13 protein-coding genes are annotated in these 14,414 nt (G+C 71.2%); 5 read left to right on the top strand and 8 right to left on the bottom strand.

The genetic code is table 11. From position 1 onward, the window contains the following. Positions 1-93 precede the first annotated feature (93 nt). The 3 genes from ACY0PA_RS31585 to ACY0PA_RS31575 are packed head-to-tail and all read left to right on the top strand — an operon-like array spanning position 94 to position 2,269. Positions 94-1,161 (top strand): Rieske 2Fe-2S domain-containing protein, encoded by a 1,068-nt coding sequence (locus tag ACY0PA_RS31585; protein WP_473080891.1) that lies wholly within the window; start codon positions 94-96, stop codon positions 1,159-1,161. Continuing rightward, on the top strand, positions 1,158-1,322 hold the full coding sequence (locus ACY0PA_RS31580; protein ID WP_473080890.1) for a hypothetical protein: 165 nt from the start codon (positions 1,158-1,160) through the stop codon (positions 1,320-1,322). Before ACY0PA_RS31585 ends, ACY0PA_RS31580 begins: the two co-directional genes overlap by 4 nt. Then, entirely contained in the window at positions 1,319-2,269 is a 951-nt protein-coding gene (locus ACY0PA_RS31575) for a PDR/VanB family oxidoreductase (protein ID WP_473080889.1), read from the top strand. Before ACY0PA_RS31580 ends, ACY0PA_RS31575 begins: the two co-directional genes overlap by 4 nt. Positions 2,270-2,287: 18 nt before the next feature. Here the strand turns inward: ACY0PA_RS31575 and ACY0PA_RS31570 are convergent, their stop codons facing one another. Genes ACY0PA_RS31570 through ACY0PA_RS31560 form a run of 3 tightly spaced genes read right to left on the bottom strand, consistent with a single transcriptional unit; the run spans position 2,288 to position 5,360 of the window. Next, complete coding sequence (locus tag ACY0PA_RS31570) at positions 2,288-3,574, bottom strand: ABC transporter substrate-binding protein (RefSeq protein WP_473080888.1); 1,287 nt, start codon at positions 3,572-3,574, stop codon at positions 2,288-2,290. After that, the gene (locus ACY0PA_RS31565) at positions 3,571-4,404 is read right to left on the bottom strand and encodes a carbohydrate ABC transporter permease (protein WP_473086487.1); all 834 of its coding nucleotides are present in this window, start codon (positions 4,402-4,404) and stop codon (positions 3,571-3,573) included. Before ACY0PA_RS31565 ends, ACY0PA_RS31570 begins: the two co-directional genes overlap by 4 nt. A gap of 17 nt (positions 4,405-4,421) precedes the next feature. Continuing rightward, the gene (locus ACY0PA_RS31560; protein ID WP_199841621.1) at positions 4,422-5,360 is read right to left on the bottom strand and encodes a carbohydrate ABC transporter permease; all 939 of its coding nucleotides are present in this window, start codon (positions 5,358-5,360) and stop codon (positions 4,422-4,424) included. Between the two features lie 191 nt (positions 5,361-5,551). Here ACY0PA_RS31560 and ACY0PA_RS31555 point away from each other — a divergent pair, with 191 nt between their 5' ends. Beyond that, positions 5,552-6,454: a phosphotransferase enzyme family protein gene (locus ACY0PA_RS31555; protein ID WP_473080887.1), complete on the top strand. Its 903-nt coding sequence runs from the start codon at positions 5,552-5,554 to the stop codon at positions 6,452-6,454. 66 nt (positions 6,455-6,520) lie between these two features. On the opposite strand, the gene ACY0PA_RS31550 is transcribed toward ACY0PA_RS31555, so the two are convergent. The 4 genes from ACY0PA_RS31550 to ACY0PA_RS31535 form a co-directional block, all read right to left on the bottom strand. After that, a complete protein-coding gene (locus ACY0PA_RS31550; RefSeq protein ID WP_473080886.1) occupies positions 6,521-7,243 on the bottom strand; it encodes an exonuclease domain-containing protein in 723 nt (240 codons plus the stop codon). 110 nt (positions 7,244-7,353) lie between these two features. Further along, positions 7,354-8,610, bottom strand: coding sequence for an SAV2148 family HEPN domain-containing protein (locus tag ACY0PA_RS31545; protein ID WP_473080885.1), 1,257 nt, complete (start codon positions 8,608-8,610; stop codon positions 7,354-7,356). Positions 8,611-8,712: 102 nt separating this feature from the next. After that, on the bottom strand, positions 8,713-10,020 hold the full coding sequence (locus ACY0PA_RS31540; protein WP_473080884.1) for a copper amine oxidase: 1,308 nt from the start codon (positions 10,018-10,020) through the stop codon (positions 8,713-8,715). A gap of 45 nt (positions 10,021-10,065) precedes the next feature. Beyond that, a complete protein-coding gene (locus ACY0PA_RS31535) occupies positions 10,066-10,818 on the bottom strand; it encodes a Tat pathway signal sequence domain protein (protein WP_473080883.1) in 753 nt (250 codons plus the stop codon). A 195-nt stretch (positions 10,819-11,013) separates the two neighbouring features. Between ACY0PA_RS31535 and glgX the strand changes: the two genes are divergently transcribed. Next, positions 11,014-13,128, top strand: coding sequence for a glycogen debranching protein GlgX (glgX, locus tag ACY0PA_RS31530; RefSeq protein ID WP_473080882.1), 2,115 nt, complete (start codon positions 11,014-11,016; stop codon positions 13,126-13,128). Here the strand turns inward: glgX and ACY0PA_RS31525 are convergent. Then, the gene (locus ACY0PA_RS31525) at positions 13,082-14,350 is read right to left on the bottom strand and encodes an MFS transporter (protein WP_473080881.1); all 1,269 of its coding nucleotides are present in this window, start codon (positions 14,348-14,350) and stop codon (positions 13,082-13,084) included. The genes glgX and ACY0PA_RS31525 overlap by 47 nt on opposite strands. Positions 14,351-14,414 lie beyond the last annotated feature (64 nt).

The raw sequence follows: 14,414 nt of genomic DNA, 5'->3' as shown, positions 1-14,414 counted from the left end.
GCCGTTGCCGGGGCCTGGTTCCCGTCACGACGCTGGTGGCACACCACGGCACGGCGAAGCAGAGCCGCTTCGCCCTTCAGGGACGGGAGTGCCATGTCCGAGTTCGCACGGAACCAGTGGTATGTAGCGGCGTACGGGACGGAGGTCGGACGGGACCTCCTCGCCCGCACCGTCCTCGGCGAGCCGATCGCCTTCTACCGGACCGAGGACACAGGTGAGGTCGTCGCCCTGGCCGACCGCTGCGTGCACCGCCGCTTCCCGCTCTCGCAGAGCCGGCTCGACGGCGACAAGGTGGTCTGCGGCTACCACGGCTTCACCTACGACACGACCGGCACCTGCGTGTACGTCCCCGGACAAAAGCGCATCCCCCGTACCGCCAGGGTGAGTTCGTACCCCGTGGCCGAGCTGGACTCCTTCGTGTGGGTGTGGATCGGCGACCCGGCGCTGGCCGACCGGACGACGATCCCGCGGGCCCCGCACCTGTCCGACTCCGCGCGCTGGACGACGGTCGGCGGCATGGAGCCCATCGACGCCGACTACGTCCTGCTGGTCGACAACCTGATGGACCTGTCCCACGAGACGTATCTGCACGGCGGCTACATCGGCACGCCCGAGGTCGCCGACACCCCCATGACGACCGAGGTCGACGAGGGCGCCGGCATCGTCCGCGTCAGCCGGCACATGGACGACGCCGAGTGTCCGCCGTTCTACGCGAACTCCACCGGCATCAAGGGCCGCATCACCCGCTGGCAGGACATCGAATACCACGCTCCCTGCCTGTACCTGCTGCACAGCCGCATCGCCCCCCAGGGCGTCCTGCCGCATCCGGACGGCACCGACCCGGACGCCTTCCACGTGGAGATCACCTACGCGATCACACCGTCCACGCAGAACCAGGTCTACGACTTCTGGGCCGTCTCCCGCGACTTCGGCCACGGCGACGAGGAGATGTCCACGTTCCTGCGCGACTTCAACCACGAGGTCGTCATGCAGGACGTGAACGCGCTGAACCTGCTCCAGAAGACCCTGGACACCGAGCCCGCCGGCTACCAGGAACTCAGCATCAACATCGACACGGGCGGCCTCGCCGCCCGCCGGATCCTGGCGCGCCTTGCCGCCGCGGGCGACCGGTCCAAGACCCCCGACACCGTCGCGCGATGAGCCGCCCGCCCACCGCCGAGGTGTACCGCGTCGACTGGGTCCCCGGCACCGACGAACTGCACGGCATCTGCCACTGCGGGGCCGAGCACGACACGCAGGACCCCGTAGTGATGTGGCAGTGGATGCTGTCCCACCCCGATCACCCGGAGGACGACCGGTGACCCCGCCCTACGAAACCGACCTCGTCGTCGCCGCACGCACCGAAGAGGCCACCGGCGTCGTCTCCTTGACGCTCCGTCACCCAGAGGCGGACCCGCTGCCTGCCTGGGAGCCGGGTGCCCACGTGGACCTGGTCCTCACGGACGACCTGGTCCGCCCGTACTCGCTGTGCGGCGACCCCGCCGATCGCACCGCCTGGACCGTCGCGGTCCTCCACGAACCGTGCGGACGCGGCGGATCGGCCTACGTGCACGAGAAGCTCACCCCGGGCGCGGTCGTCCGCGTCCGGGGACCGCGCAACCACTTCCCGCTCCGTGAGGCACCGGCCTACCGCTTCGTGGCAGGCGGCATCGGGATCACCCCGATCCTTCCGATGGTGGCCGCCGCCGAGGCGGCGGGCGCCGAGTGGAGCCTGCTGTACGGCGGGCGGTCGCGCGACTCGATGGCGTTCCTCGGTCAACTCTCCGCCTACGGCGCGAAGGTACGCGTCGCGCCGGAGGACGAGACAGGGCTCCTCGACCTCGACGGGTATCTCGGCCCGCAGGACACGGGCGGCGACGGCACCCTGGTCTACTGCTGCGGCCCGGGACCGCTCCTCGACGCCGTCGAGGCCCGGGGCGCCGCGCACACCGAGCGTTTCCGTCCTGCGCAGGACGGACCGGACGGCGCCGACGGCGCGGACCACGCCTTCGAGGTGGAGCTGCGGCGCTCCGGGCGCACCCTGACCGTGCCGCCCGGCCGCAGCATCCTGCACACGGTGCGGGAGGCGGGGATCGAGGTGCTGTACTCCTGCGCGGAAGGCACCTGCGGGACCTGCGAGACCGACATCGTGGAGGGTACGGCGGACCACCGGGACTCCGTGCTCACCACCGAGGAGCGGGCGGCGGGCGAGACGCTGATGATCTGCGTCTCGCGCTGCCGGGGCCCACGCCTCGTCCTCGACATGTGACCCTTCTGGTGTCCCGCCCTACCTCTGATACCTCGCGAGCACCAGACTCCCGTCCTTCACCAGCCGGTCGCGCAGTTCGCCGAGGCCGATCGAGCCGCTGTAGTACTCCTGCAGCGCGGGCGTCGCGACCTTGTCCTTCCACTCCGCGTAGCCGCGCACCGACTGCGCGGGGGCCGAGCGGAGGTCACCGGCGAGGGCCGTGCCGGTCGCCCAGTCGTTCTTCTCCGTACGCAGGGCCGGGTCCTTCAGGGCCTCGGTGCCGGTCGGCAGCATCCAGTCGCCGAGCGCGAGGCGCACCATGTTGGGCGGCCGCAGCAGAAAGTCGATGAACTGCGCCGCCTCCTTCTTGTGCGGGCTGTCCTCGGCGACGGACAGGGTCTGCGGGGACACTCCCTGGGCCAGACCGTCACGTCCCGCGGGTGCCGGGAGCACCTGCCAGTCGAAGCCCTTCGGCGCCTGCTGGACGATCTGCTGCCGATAGGAGAAGCCGAGCGGGACCATCGCGTACTTGCCCGCGAAGAAACCGGGAAGCGTGTCCGAGCCGCCCATGCCGAGCGTCGCGCCCGAGGCGCTGCCGTCGGTGTTGACCTGGTCGTGGACCGTGCGGGGCACGACCTGGTCCGCGGCGTCGAAGCGGACCGTCACCTTGCCGTCCGCGCCGCGGTGGAACATGCGCCCGCCGGCCGAGAGGGAGAGGTTGAGGGTCGCCGAGACGGGCTCCTTCAGTGGCCACGCGACGCCGAACTTCTTGTCGCCGCTCAGCTTCTTGGTGACGGCCCTGAACTCCTCCCAGGACCAGGGTTTCGCGGGTGTCGGGATGCGGACGCCCGCCGCCTTGAGGATCTTCGCGTTGGCGATGAGGACGCGCGGCTCCTGGAGGAACGGCACGCCGTAGACGCCGTCACCGAAGGTCGCGGTCTCCCAACTGCGCTGTGGGATATCGGACTTGAGGCGGGCGGGCAGCAGGTCCCGCAGGTCCGCGAGATAGCCGCCGTACGCGAAGTCCGCGAGGTCGTCCGAGGCGTCATGGATGACGTCCGGCGCCTCCCCTCCCTCGAAGGAGGTGAGCAGCTGGTCGTGGACGCTGTCCCAGCTGCCCTGGACGTACTTGACCTGGATGTCCGGGTGCGCCGCGTTCCACTCCTTCACGAGCTGCTTGTTGGCGTCGACGGACTCCTTCTGCCAGGCGAGGGACTGGAATTCGAGCGTGACCTTGCCGTCGTCGGCCGTTCCGCCCGAGGAACAGCCGGTGACCAGCAGGGCCACGGCCGCGGCGACGGCGGTAAGCCGGCCTACGCGCCTCATGACTTCACCGCCCCGGCCAGCATCCCGCCGGTGAGTCTGCGCTGGATGAACGCGAAGATCACCAGTGAGGGCAGGGTCGCGAGGAACGCGGCGGCGGCCAGCGGCCCGAGGTCGGCGACGCCCTCGGCGCCGAGGAAGTGCGTCAGGATCACCGGCAGCGTCTGCCTCTCCGGGGTCTTCATCAGGACGAGCGCGAAGAAGAACTCGTTCCACGCGGTGATGAACGCGAACAGGGACGTCGCCACCAGGCCAGGCGCGAGGAGCGGTGCCGTGACGGACACGAGCGTGCGCAGCTTTCCGGCTCCGTCGACGGCGGCCGCCTCCTCCAGCTCGGGCGGCACGGCCCGGACGTAGCCGACCAGCATCCACAGCGCGAAGGGCAGCGACCACACGACGTAGACCATGGTCAGGCCGGGCAGCGAGTTGATCAGGTGCAGGTTCTTCAGGATCAGGAAGAGCGGGATGATCAGAAGGACGAACGGGAACGCCTGGCTGACCACCACCCAGCCCGTCGCCGCGCGGGACAGCAGGGAGCGGTGGCGGGCCATCACGTAGGCCATCGGGGTCGCGATGACGACGGCGATCAGGGCCGCGCAGACCGCGACGATCACGGAGTTGGCGGCGGCCCTCAGGAGGGGCTGCTCGTCGAAGGCCTGGCGGAAGTTGGCGAGTGTGGGGTCCTTGGGGATCCACGTGGGGTGCAGGCTCGCGAGTTCGCGGGGCGGCTTGAACGCCGTGGAGATCAGCCACAGGAACGGGAACGCGAGGAAGACGAGATAGGCGAGCAGCGCGAGGTACTGGCCCGCGCGCGCCGGCCTGCTCGGCCGGATGCCTGTACGGGTACGGCTCACTGCTCGTCGCCTCCCTTGAGCCGGCCCACGAGATAGAAGGCGAGGATGACCGAGATGACCGCGACCATCACGCAGCCCATCGCCGCCGCGTAACCGAACTGGCCGTAGCGGAAGGCCTCTTCGTAGGCGAAGAGCATGGGCAGGCGGGTCCGGCCGCCCGGGCCGCCGTTGGTCAGGACGTAGACCAGGGCGAACGAGTTGAAGTTCCAGATGAAGTTGAGCGCGGTGATGGCGAGCGCGACCGGCCTGAGCGCGGGCCAGGTCACGGCGCGGAAGCGGCCCCAGGCGCCCGCGCCGTCGAGCGCGGCGGCCTCGTGGAGTTCGGGCGAGGTGTTCTGGAGCCCGGCGAGCAGGGCGACGGTGGTCTGCGGCATGCCCGCCCAGATGCCGACGACGATCACGGCGGGCAACGCGGTCGCAAGGCCGGTGAGCCAGTCGCGGCCGTCACCGAGGCCGAGGTCGCGGATGGTCTCGTTGAGGATACCCGCGTCCGGGTTGTAGACGAGGCGCCACATGATGCCGACGACCACCTCGGGCATGGCCCAGGGAATGATCGCGAGCGCCCGCGCCAGCCAGCGGAAGCGGAGGTTCTGGTTGAGCAGGAGCGCGAGCCCGAGTGCGAGCAGGAACTGAGGCACGGTCACCCCGACCGCCCACAGCAGGCCGATCCGGAACGAGTCCCAGAACAGCGTGTCGTGCAACAGGTCCTGGAAGTTGAGCGCACCCACCCACTGGGTCGGCGCCGTGCGGCCCGCCTGCGAGTCGGTGAACGCCAGCGCGATGCCGTAGAGGAGGGGCCCGACGCTGAGCACGAGGATCGGGATGAGGGCGGGCAGGACCAGGAACCAGGCGGCGCCGCGGTCCGCCGGGCGCCCACCGCCCGGTGGCCCTGGCGCGCGCTTCCCCGTCCGCGTCGTCGCGGTCGCCAATGTCACGTGTCCGGCTCCTTCGGGCGACTGGGTAGGGCACCGGCCGCCCCGGCGGCCTCCGTCATCGTGCTGAGGGACCCGTTACTCGTCAAGCCAGTGCGCACGACGTTGTCCGATACGGCGTGGACCGGGGCGTATACGCATGTGAAACGGGTGCGAGACTGGGCCCGGACCAAGGGATCGGCGGGAGGCACGTGATGGACGAGGCGCAGGCGCGGAAGGTGCTCGCCGCGGCGGGGCTCCCCGGCGGACAGCAGGGCGGCGGACAGCGGGACGGTGGGCCGGAGGGCGGCGGGCCGGAGGCCGAGCTGCTCGCGCTCGGCGAGAACGCCGTGTTCGCGCTCGGCGACCTGGTGGTCAAGGTGGGCCGCGACCCCGAGCTCCTGGAGCGGGCCCGGCGCGAGCTCGCCGTCGCGGGCTGGCTCGCCGGCCAGGGCGTACCGGCCGTACGGGCCGCCGAGCCCGAGCCGCTCCTCGTGGACGGTCACCCGGTGACGCTGTGGCACCGCGTTCCGTCCGCGCTGCGCCCCGCCGAGCCGCGCGACCTGGCCGAGCTGCTGCGCCTCGTGCACGCCCTGCCCGCCCCGCCCTTCGCGCTGCCGCGCCGCGAGCTGCTCGGCGGCGTCGAGCGGTGGCTGCGGCTCGCCGGCGACGCGATCGACCCCGCCGACGCCGCGTATCTGCGCGAACGGCGCGACGGCTTCGCGGACGCGGCGGCGGCGCTCGTCCCCCACCTGACGGCGGGCCCGATCCATGGGGACGCGCTGCCGCGCAATGTGCACATCGGTCCCGACGGACCCGTCCTCGTCGACCTGGAGACGTTCTCCTCAGACCTCCGCGAGCACGACCTGGTCGTCATGGCGCTCTCCCGCGACCGGTACGGGCTCGGCCCCGACGCGTACGACGCGTTCACGCGGACGTACGGCTGGGACGTGCGGGAGTGGGACGGGTGCGCCGTGCTGCGCGGCGCGCGCGAGACGGCGAGCTGCGCATGGGTCGCCCAGCACGCGCCGACCAACCCCAAGGCGCTCGCGGAGTTCGAGCGCAGGGTGGCGTCCCTGCGGGACGGGGATCCGACGGTGCGCTGGTACCCGTTCTGACGGCTTCCTTCGGGGCGCGGGCCTGAACTTCCGCCCCTGCACTGCCGTGGGGACTCCCGCTCGGACTCAGACCCCCGGCCCCGTCAGCTCCCGCATCGGCCACGCCGGCTCGACCACTGCCTGTGCGTCGCCCTTGCGGCGCAGGAAGGACTGGAAGTCTGCCGCCCACTGCGCGTACCACTCGATCTGGGATTCGTGCAGCCGGGCCGGTCCGAGGGAGGCGACCTTCGGGTGGCGGCCGGCTATCGCGGCGGCCAGGCGCGCGGCGGCGAGGGCGTCGGCAAAGGCGTCGTGCGCGGATTCGAGCGTCACGCCGTACTCCGCGCACACCGCCTCGAGGTTCCGCTTGCCCTTGCGGTAGCGGTCCACCGAGCGGTCGATCGTGTACGGGTCGATGACCGGCGCCGGGTCCATTCCACCGAGCCGCTCCCGCAGCGACGGCAGGCCGTGGCGGCGCAGCTCGGCGGCGAGCAGGGTCAGGTCGAACGCGGCGTTGTACGCGACGACGGGCACGCCCGTGCGCCAGTACCCGACGAGCGCCTCGGCGATGGAGTCCGCGACCCGGTCGGCCGGCTCGCCGTCGGACGCCGCCTTCTCATTGCTGATCCCGTGCACGGCGACCGCGTCGGCGGGGATCTCGACCCCCGGGTCCGCGAGCCACTGCCGGTGCCCCAGCGGCCTCGCGTCCTTGACCTCTATCACCGCGCCCGTGACGATGCGCGCCTCGCGCGGATCCGTCCCCGTGGTCTCCAGGTCGAAGCCGACCAGCAGCTCCTGGTGCCATCCCATCGCGGCCCCCTTCTTCATGGTGCGTCCCCGTGTCTCCCCAGTGGCCACCACGATGACATGGGGCACTGACAACGGGCCGGGGGCGTTCCGCTTCCTGCCGTGCGGCGGGGTCAGGACACGGGCCGGGCGTCCGCCCAGGCCAGCTCGAATTCTTCGCGATACGTGGGGAAAAGTCCGGCTTCCTCCCCGTCGCGGGGACTGTTCGCCTTCACCACGCGTCCGGGCCCGCGCAGCACGAGGACCGGTGCCTCCATGCCCCTGGCCCGGCGCAGATAGGACTGGACGACCCCGACGCCGTCCGACCCGTCGCCGTCGACCAGATACGCGGTGAACCGTGGCGTCTCGTCGTAGACCTGGATCTCGAACGCGCCCGGGTCGCGCAGCCGGGCCCGCACCCGGCGCATGTGCAGGATGTTCATCTCGACGGCGCGGCTCAGCTCGCCGCGCTTGAGGCCCAGCTCGCGCTCCCTGCGCTTGACAGCACTGGAGGCGGGGTTGAGGAAGAGCAGGCGCACCCGGCAGCCCGACTCGGCGAGCCGGACGAGGCGGCGGCCCGAGAAGTTCTGCACCAGAATGTTCAGGCCTATGCCGATGGCGTCGAGGCGGCGCGCGCCGCCGAAGATGTCCTCGGCCGGGAACTGGCGAAGAAGCCGCACCCGGTCCGGGTGCACGCCCACGACGTCGGCGTACCGGTCGGCGACGAGCTCCTCGACGGCGTCGACGGGGAGCCTGCGGGCGGACGGCACGTCGGAGCCCGCGCCGAGCATCTCCAGGAGCCGCCCGGAGGCGCGCTCGGCCTGGGCGAGGACGGCCTCGGACAGGGCGCGGTTGCGCGAGACGACGTTCCGCGTCACCTCGAGCTCGTCGAGGGCGAGTTCGACGTCGCGGCGGTCGTCGAAGTACGGCTCGAAGCAGGGCCAGTGCTGCACCATCAGCTCGCGCAGTTGCGGCAGGGTGAGGAAGCTGAGGACGTTGTCGTCGGCCGGGTCGAGCAGATAGCCCTTGCGGCGGCTGACCTCGCGCACGGCGACGGCCCGCTGGACCCACTCCTGCCCGGCGGGCCCGGCGGCGGCCACGACCCAGTCGTCGCCGTGGACGGGTTCGTAGATGGGGCGCAGCACTGCGGCCACCACGGCCCGCAGCCGCTGTTCGACGAGGTTCAGCCAGATGTAGGCGCGGCCGGCCCGCTGCGCGCGCGTACGGACCTCGCTCCAGGCGTCGGCGCCCCAGGCGAACTCCGACTCCGGTCCGATCTGGGATCCCATGTCCATCGGCCGTGCCAAGGACACCGCTCCGGGCGGGACGTCAACGGAGCTCCCCTCGTGACCTGCGTCACCAGGGGGCAGCTCCAGCCCACCCGAGCTCACCCGCGCACCGCCTTCCGCTCCCCCGAGCACTCCCCCAGCAACGATCAAGGAAGGGTACTCCGGGAGCGGTCGGCGGTGCAGCCGGATGGGCAGGGTAGTTTCTCAACTACCGTTTCTGGGCACGCCGTTCTGGTCCGCGAGGTCGGCGGGAGTGAGCGGATTCATAGCGGTCACGTCCCTGGGGGCCAGGGAGAAGCCCTGCCAGTGGACCGGCATCGGCTGCTGGTCCTCGTCCCGGGCGATGTGGTGGAACCCTATGTTGACCCAGGTGACCGGGTGTGTGAGCGTCTGCCCGCCGACCCACTTGTCGACGCTGGCGCCTGCGCAGTGCCCGGCCGGGTTGTCGCTCGCGTACTGCTCGCACTTCTTGTACTCGGTGAAGTACACGTCGTGCTTGGTGAACGAGCGGCCGGGGAACTTGGCTGTGCGGCCGGGTACGAACTCGTAGGACCTGGGGTGGCCGTCCTTGTTCTTGCCCGCGGTGCTGACGACCCGCCACCAGCGCATGTCCTTCGCGTCACCGGCGAGTTCCTTGGTGACGGGGGTGCGGGTGGTCTTCGTGGTGGGGCTGCCGCTGCCGCGCGGCGCGGTGACCTTGGAGTCGTACTGCTCGACCTTGCTCTTGGAGGAGCCGTCGAGGCCGAAGTTGAGCCGCCAGAACACGTTGTGGGCGTGGCTCTCGGCATAGGCACGGGCGCCCTTGCCGATCGGCCAGCCCTTGCCGTCCGTGCCGTTGTAGTCGTACGGGGAGATGCTGCCGGTCGCGCCGACGTTCGACGTGATCGTCCCGTCCGAGGAGAACCGCCACTCGGTGATGTACTCGTACCAGGACGCCTTGTTGACCGTGTAGACGAGGAGGTCCTTGCCCTGGGCGGTGTAGACCTTGCCGCTGCCGCCGGTGCTCTCGTCGTCGTTGAGCCGGTACGCGTGCCCCCGCGCGCGCGTGGTGGTGCACAGGCCCTGCACGTTGCCCCGGTCGGGCACCTTGACGGTCTTGATGGTGCCGCCGGGGCACTCGCCGGGCTTCAGGTTCTGCAGGGCGTACCCGAAGTCGGTGCCGGTGACGTCGTCGTACTCGTTCTCACCGTCGTCGTAGGGGACATGGACCTGCGCGAGGCGGGCGCTGGTGAGGACGGCGATCGGCTTGGGCTCGTCCTTGGGCTGGTAGCTGACGTTGTCGAGGACGAGCCCGGACAGCGTGTTGTAGTGCCAGCACATGCGCCAGGTCGTGCCCCCGTCGAGGACCTGCTCGATCTTGTACGCGGTGCTGCAGGCCGGGGCCGCGGCGGCGGGCGCCTGCGGGGCGGCGGTGGCGGGGCCCGCGGCGCTGACGGCGGTGCCGAGCAGCGCGAGGGACGTGAGGGCGACGGCGGCCCGGGCGCGGGCGCGCCGAAGTCTGTGGACGTGCATACGGAATGACTCCTTCAAGCAGGAGGAGAGGCGGGCGTGAGGGACTCAGCCGAGGCGGCCGACGGTGCGCGCGCTGAGGTCGACGACCAGGGCGCGGGTGTCGATCCACGGCCCGTTCCTGACCTTGGTGACGACGCGCAGGCACCGGTGCTCGCCGCAGGCGGTGAGGCCGGACGGGACGTGGGCGACGGTCTGCTTGCGGAAGACCATGCCGCTCAGCTCCAGCTGGTCCGTGCCCGTGAGCTGCTTGCCGGTGGCGTCCTTGTAGTCCTTCTTCAGGCCGGCGCCGAGCGGGTCCGCGATGAGGAGCTGGGTGGCCTCCCGCAGCTCGCCGGGGCTCGGCGGCGGCTGCACGCCGTGCGCCGTGTCGGTGCTCTCGACCCTGCCGCTGTCGAGGTTCACGGTCCTGGTCACGACCGTGTCGGCCTTGTAGTCGTAGTAGACGACCTCGGCGCGGCGCTCGGCCGCCTGCGGGCCGCTCTGCGTCGGGTCCACCTCGCTGAGGTTCGTGGACAGGTGCTGCGGCCCCCGGTCGCCCTCGACGTCCCGCGCGCTCCTGCGCAGTCCGTTGCTCGCGACGGCGAGCTGTTCGGCGCGCTTGATCTCGTCGTCGGTGAGCGGGTCCCTGCCGACGCCCTTCTCGCCCTCCTTCGGAGCGGCCTCCATCACGCCGTCCTTCGGGATCGCGTCCTGCTGGGCGGAGCCGGCCTTGGCCTGGTCACCCGCGCCCGCCTCCCCCGGCAGGGTCACCCCCAGCAGCACGGCGGTCGCCGCGGCCGCGACGGCCGCTCCCGCCATTATTTTCCCCAGATGGCGTCTTGCGAGCTCTCGCACATCTTCCCCTTGTTGTCCCCGCGGCCCCACCTGTGGGCGACGGGTATGCGTGGTCTTCCTTTAAGAGGGGCCCAATTCCTAGGTGGTTCCGTCACTTTCGGGAAGACTCTCGCCGAAGTCGCCCGGGGCATCCGGGCCGGAAGTGGAAGAGTCGTACCCATGCAGGTCTGGCCTGGACAGGCGTATCCACTCGGTGCCACCTACGACGGCGCCGGCACCAACTTCGCGGTCTTCTCGGAGGCCGCCCGGCGCATAGAGCTGTGTCTGCTGCACGACGACGGGTCGGAGACCGCGGTCGAGCTGCGGGAGTCCGACGCCTTTGTGCGGCACGCGTATCTGCCCGGCATCATGCCGGGCCAGCGGTACGGCTTCCGCGCGCACGGCCCGTACACCCCGGAGCGGGGCCAGCGGTGCAACTCCTCGAAGCTGCTCCTCGACCCGTACGCCCGTGCGATCAGCGGCCGGATCGACTGGGGCGAGGCGGTGTACGGGTATCCCTTCGGGTCGCCCGACAAGCGCAACGACCTGGACTCGGCGCCGCACACGATGACGTCGGTCGTGGTCAACCCCTACTTCGACTGGGGCGACGACCGTCCGCCGCGCACCGAGTACCACCACACGGTGATCTACGAGGCCCATGTGAAGGGCCTCACGATGACGCACCCGGCCCTCCCGGACGAGCTGCGCGGCACCTACGCGGCGCTCGCCCACCCGGCGATCCTCGATCACCTCACGGAGCTGGGCGTGACGGCGCTCGAACTGATGCCGGTCCATCAGTTCGTCAACGACCACCGCCTGGTGGAGATGGGCCTGAACAACTACTGGGGCTACAACACCATCGGCTTCTTCGCCCCCCACAACGCCTACGCCTCCTGGGGCGACCGCGGGCAGCAGGTCCTGGAGTTCAAGTCGGCCGTACGGGCACTGCACGAGGCCGGGATCGAGGTCATCCTCGACGTCGTCTACAACCACACGGCGGAGGGCAACCACCTGGGCCCGACGCTGTCCTTCAGGGGCCTGGACAACGCCTCGTACTACCGCCTGGCGGACGACCGCCGCTACTACATGGACACGACGGGCACCGGGAACTCACTGCTCATGCGGTCGCCGCACGTCCTACAGATGATCATGGACTCGCTGCGCTACTGGGTCACCGAGATGCACGTCGACGGGTTCCGCTTCGACCTGGCGGCCACGCTGGCGCGGCAGTTCCACGAGGTGGACCGGCTGTCGTCGTTCTTCGACCTGGTGCAGCAGGATCCGGTGGTCTCCCAGGTGAAGCTGATCGCCGAGCCGTGGGACGTCGGCGAGGGCGGCTACCAGGTGGGCAACTTCCCGCCGCTGTGGACGGAGTGGAACGGCAAGTACCGGGACACCGTCCGGGACCTGTGGCGGGGCGAACCGCGCACCCTCGCCGAGTTCGCCGGGCGGCTGACCGGCTCGTCCGACCTCTACCAGGACGACGGCCGCCGCCCGCTCGCCTCCATCAACTTCGTCACGTGCCACGACGGTTTCACCCTGCGCGACCTGGTCTCGTACAACGAGAAGCACAACGAGGCGAACGGCGAGGGCAACCGCGACGGGGAGAGCCACAACCGGTCGTGGAACTGCGGTGTGGAGGGCGACAGCGACGACCCCGGGGTGCTCGGCCTGCGGGACCGTCAGGTCCGCAACTTCATCGCGACGCTGATGCTCTCCCAGGGCGTGCCGATGCTCAGCCACGGCGACGAGCTGGGGCGCACGCAGAACGGCAACAACAACGCCTACTGCCTGGACAGCGAGCTGGCCTGGGTGCGCTGGCCCGAGGACGGCGAGCAGGACGACCTGCTGGGCTTCACGCGCGCGATGGCGCGGCTGCGGCGTGACCACCCGGTGTTCCGCAGGCGCCGCTTCTTCCACGGGCGGCCGGTCGAGGGCACCCACGACGAGCTGACCGACATCGCCTGGTTCACGCCGGAGGGCGAGGAGATGACGCGGGACGACTGGGATGCGGCGCAGGCGCGGGCCCTGTCGGTGTTCCTGAACGGGCACGCGATCTCGGAGCCGGGCCCCCGGGGCGAGCGCATCTCGGACGACTCGTTCCTGCTGCTGTTCAACGCCTCGCCCGACGCGCTGGAGTTCCTCGTGCCGGTCAATCACGGGCGCCAGTGGGAGGTCGTCGTGGACACGGCGCTGCCCGAAGGTGTGCCGCTCGGGACCGGTGCGAAGGTGCGGGCCGGTGACCGTCTCACACTCCTCGACCGGAGCCTGACGGTGCTGCAGCGGCCGGCGTGACGCGTCGTTGCGCCGGGGCCTTTACGAGGAGTGCGACGCCGAACGCGAGGGCCGCGGCGACGCTGCCCACGGTGAAAGCCGCGGCGGGGCCGTGGGACTCGGCGAGGCGGCCCGCCACGGCGAGCGTGACCGCCTGCCCGCCGACGAAGGCACTCGCGGCGAACGTCATGCCTTCGGCGAGACGTTCGCCCGGCACGGCGCGCTCGGTGAGTCCGAAGCCGGTGATCAGGTTCGGCGCGAAGACGGCGCCGAACACGGTCACCGCCACGTAGAGGCCCGGCATGCTCTGCGTGCCGATCAGCAGGAGGGACAGGAGCGCGGCTGCCGCAGTGGCGACCCGCCAGCGCAGCGCGAGCCCGAAGCGCTCCGGCACGGCGGCCAGGGACAGGCCGACGACGGCGCTCATGACGCCCATGGCGGCGTAGACGAGGCCCGCCTGGTCCTCCTGGCCGAGCTTCTGGGTGAGCGCCGTGATCCCGGCCCCGCAGCCGCCGAGAAGGATGCCGAGGAGGACGAGGCCGAGGCGCACGAGCCGGACCTCGCGCGGCATGCGGGGCCGCCGGGCGCGCGGCTCCTTGGGGGTGGGCGCCGCCGCGGGCCGGACCGCCGTCGCGGTCGGGTGCAGCGCGAACGCCGTGCCGCAGCCGGCGACCAGGAGAGCGGCGGCCCCGAACGCGTACGCGGGGTGGCCGACGAAGGACGCGACGCCGATCAGTGCGGGCCCGAGGACGAACGACAGCTCGTCCATGGTGCTCTCCAGCGACAGCACGGTGTTCACGTCGCGCTCGTCCGCACCCCCGCGGCGGACGAGCGCGACGCCCCGGGCCCTGGCCAGGGGACCGATCCCCGGCACCGTGGCCCCGGCGAGCACGCCGAGCGCCACCAGGAGCGGCGTCGGGAGTCCCGCGAGGACGCCGAGCGTGTAGCAGGCGATCGCGACGGCGTTCAGCAGCGAGCAGCACAGCACGACGCTCCGCTGACCGCGCCGGTCGGCGAGCCGGCCGACGACGGGCCCCATGGCCACCTGTCCGAGCGCGAGCGCGCAGGCCACGGTCCCTCCGGTCGCGAGGGAACCGCTCGTCCTGGTGATCAGCAGGACGCTGCCGAACTGGATCACCGCCACCGGCAGCCGCCCCAAGAACGAGATCAGCGGGAGCAGTGCCCCGGTCGCCCCGAGCACCTCGCGGTATGTCGCCGACGTTCCCCCCGCTGCCTGTGCCATCGTTCGAAACTATCGACGGCGCCGGTGACATATGCATGCGGCGATGACACGAAAGACGCCGGGG

The organism is Streptomyces sp. DS1-CR2, assembly GCF_055760475.1.
This window is presented reverse-complemented; position numbering and strand designations above follow the sequence as displayed.